This window comes from Parapedobacter defluvii, assembly GCF_014642075.1.
Lineage (GTDB): Bacteria > Bacteroidota > Bacteroidia > Sphingobacteriales > Sphingobacteriaceae > Parapedobacter > Parapedobacter defluvii.
Map to the genome: position 1 here is coordinate 1 of NZ_BMIK01000044.1, position 2899 is coordinate 2899.

Here is a 2899-nt window from a genome sequence, read left to right on the forward strand (position 1 = left end):
TGCGGCAATATCCCGCTATAACTTACCGTATTCATAATAAAATCCTTTTGTGGTGGATTGCAGGAGTTTCTTGTCATGGCGATATTCAATGTAGATTTGCATCCTTTTTTGGCTTTCCAGTCAGGGGATCCAAAACCCTGCTTTCCTTTCTGCGGAACCATTTATAAACTTCAAACCACAATACGGAGACCACGGCCAGGGCCAGGCAAATTCCCAATTCGGATGCGCGCAGGGATGTCACGTCAAAAAATCGGGAAAGCGGGGCTACGTATAGGATGGCAAAGAGCATAGCCAACACCAGCACCGTGATGCCGGTGAGCAGGGGATTCCGGCCCTTGAAGCGCTCAAAAATGCTGTAGTAGAACGAGCGGTTGGCAAAGCTCAACAGGATATTCGCGAAAATCAGCGTGGTAAATACCATCGCTCTCGTTTTTTCTTCGCTTCCGCCAGCTTGGACAGTCAGCTGATAGGCAAACAGCACACCGGCGGTAATGACCAACCCCTGGACGATGCTGATCATCAGTTCACGCCCGTTTAAAAACGTGTCGGTCATGGTCCGTGGCGGTCGCTGCATGGCGTCCCGTTCCATGGGCTCATTTTCATAGACGATGGAACAAGTAGGCCCCATCACCAGTTCCAGGAAGATGACATGGACGGGTGTGAAGATCTGCGGGAATACCCAACCCAGAAATAGCGGCAACGAGACGGTCAGGATGATGGGGATGTGGATGGAAATGATGTATTGGACGGCTTTTTTGATGTTGGCGTAGATCCGCCTCCCGGCGGCAATGCCCGTGATCAGCTTTTCCAGATCGTCGTTGGTGATCACCAGGGCAGCGGCCGATTTGGCGATTTCCGTTCCTTTATTGCCCATGGCTACCCCGATGTGGGCCGCTTTCAGGGCCGGACCGTCGTTCACCCCATCGCCCAGCATGGCTACGACATCACCCCGTTTTTTCAGCGCGTTCACCACAGCCAGCTTAGCTTCGGGAAACATCCGTGTAAACAGTGTGGTGTGCGCCGAGAGCTGCATCAGTTCTTCTTCCGAATGGTTGATGATTTCGGCGCCATTTACAGGTGGGGTATCGCTAACGATGCCTGCCTGGGCAGCGATGGCATTCGTGGTATCCGCATTGTCACCTGTGATGACCTTGACAGCAATCCCGGCATCGTAAATCCGTTGGAATACGTCTTTGATGCCTTTCTTGGGCGGGTCGTAGAAGACGGCCAGCCCCAGGAATTCAAAGACGAAATCCTGCTGCTTTTTGGGGAAGTCATCCCCTTCGAATTGGGATTTAGCCACACCCAGTATGCGGTATCCCTGCCGGGCGAATGTTTTGATCCGGTCCCGTACCCGCTCTTTTTCATCGGCGGAAAGCCGGGACACGCTGAGGATGGCTTCGGGGGCACCTTTGGCCGCAACGATCCGGTTTTTGCGGGCATCGGCAAAGAGGTGCGTCATCATCGGAGGTTTCCCTTCAAGCGGATATTCATGGAACATGCGGTAGTCGCCCCGTAGGTCGCTCGGCTGTGTTTGCTCGTAGACGTTGTGAAGCGTTTTCTCCATGGGGTCAAAAGGGGCAGGCTCACTGCTCCACATGGCATAGCTGATGAGGGTCGACAGCTCCCGATCGCCAAAGGATGGGGTCTCGTAGGTCTTGTCAGTCCGGAAATCATACAGGTTGATTAACTGCATCGAGTTTTCGGTAATGGTACCCGTTTTGTCGGTGCAGATCACCGTGGTGCTACCCAATGTTTCCACGATGCTGCTTCGCTTGATGATGATGCCCTGCTGCATCAGTTTCCAGGCACCTAATGCCATGAAGGTGGTGAACGCAACCGGGATTTCTTCGGGCAGTACGGACATGGCCAGCGTAAGCCCGTTAAGCAGGCTCGCAACGAAGTCGCCGGTCTCGTAGTACCGGAAGAGGCATACTAATAGGAAAATAACGATGCCGACGATGGCCATCGTTTTTACGAACCGGGTGATCTGAACCTGTAGGGGAGAGGGTTCCGCTTTTATCGTCAGCAGCGACTCGCCGATCTTGCCGATACGGGTTTCCTTTCCGATTTCTGTTACTTCGAAGACGGCCAGCCCGGAAACGGTGAGCGTTCCGCTGTATACCCGGTTGTCTTCCGACCGGCTGTCCTTGAATACGGAAAAACTCTCGCCGGTAAGCGACGCTTCATTGACGGAGAAATCGTTGCTGTGTACGATACGCCCATCGGCATTGATGATTTTTCCTTCTTCGGTGATACAGAGATCGCCCACGGCAATCTCGTGGGTAGGAATTTCAACGACGGTTGAATTCCGGATCACCCGGCTCAGCGGTTCGTTGAGCTTTTCCAGTGCTTCCAGTGCTTTTTTGCTGCGATTATCCTGATAGAAAGAAATGGCAGAAACGGCAACGATGGCCGCAAACATAAACGCCGCTTCGCCGTAATCGCCCACAATTACATAGATCAATGAGATAACGATGAGCAGGATCAGCATCGGTTCTTTGACGATATCGATGAGCAGCGACAGCCAAGAGCTTTTCCGGACGGTGGCTAACTGGTTATAACCGTATTGCTTCCTGGAAGCGGCTACTTCGCTGTCGGTGAGGCCTTTTAGATGGCCGGGGATGTGGTAGGGCATATTGTTTCAAAATTCCATTTAAATATAATCGATATTTTTGGATATCGATCATTCGTCTCCGCCGATCATCCGCGAGGTGATCCCTTTTTGGAGGGTTGATTCTGTCATCCAAATCCCGATAAAGTGTAATATGGCAAATATCGGGAACCAGTAAATCGCCCACTTATGTACGGCTTCGATGGGTGCCTTCAGGCTGCCGTCTCCCCATTTCAGGTAGCTGCCAGTAATCGCGGTAATGACGACTAAAAGGTAAAACAGTAT

2 protein-coding genes are annotated in these 2899 nt (G+C 52.2%); both read right to left on the minus strand.

The features are described from left to right. Window positions 1-85: 85 nt before the first annotated feature. Complete coding sequence (locus tag IEX60_RS24610) at window positions 86-2638, minus strand: cation-translocating P-type ATPase (RefSeq protein ID WP_188754051.1); 2553 nt, start codon at window positions 2636-2638, stop codon at window positions 86-88. A 48-nt stretch (window positions 2639-2686) separates the two neighbouring features. After that, on the minus strand, window positions 2687-2899 hold a 213-nt coding region (locus tag IEX60_RS24615; RefSeq protein WP_188754052.1), incomplete at its 5' end, for a cytochrome b/b6 domain-containing protein.

What these genes read in the sequence shown, in the direction of transcription:
- IEX60_RS24610 (WP_188754051.1), bottom strand. Translation starts at nt 2,638, where the DNA reads ATGCCCTACCACATCCCCGGCCATCTAAAAGGCCTCACCGACAGCGAA.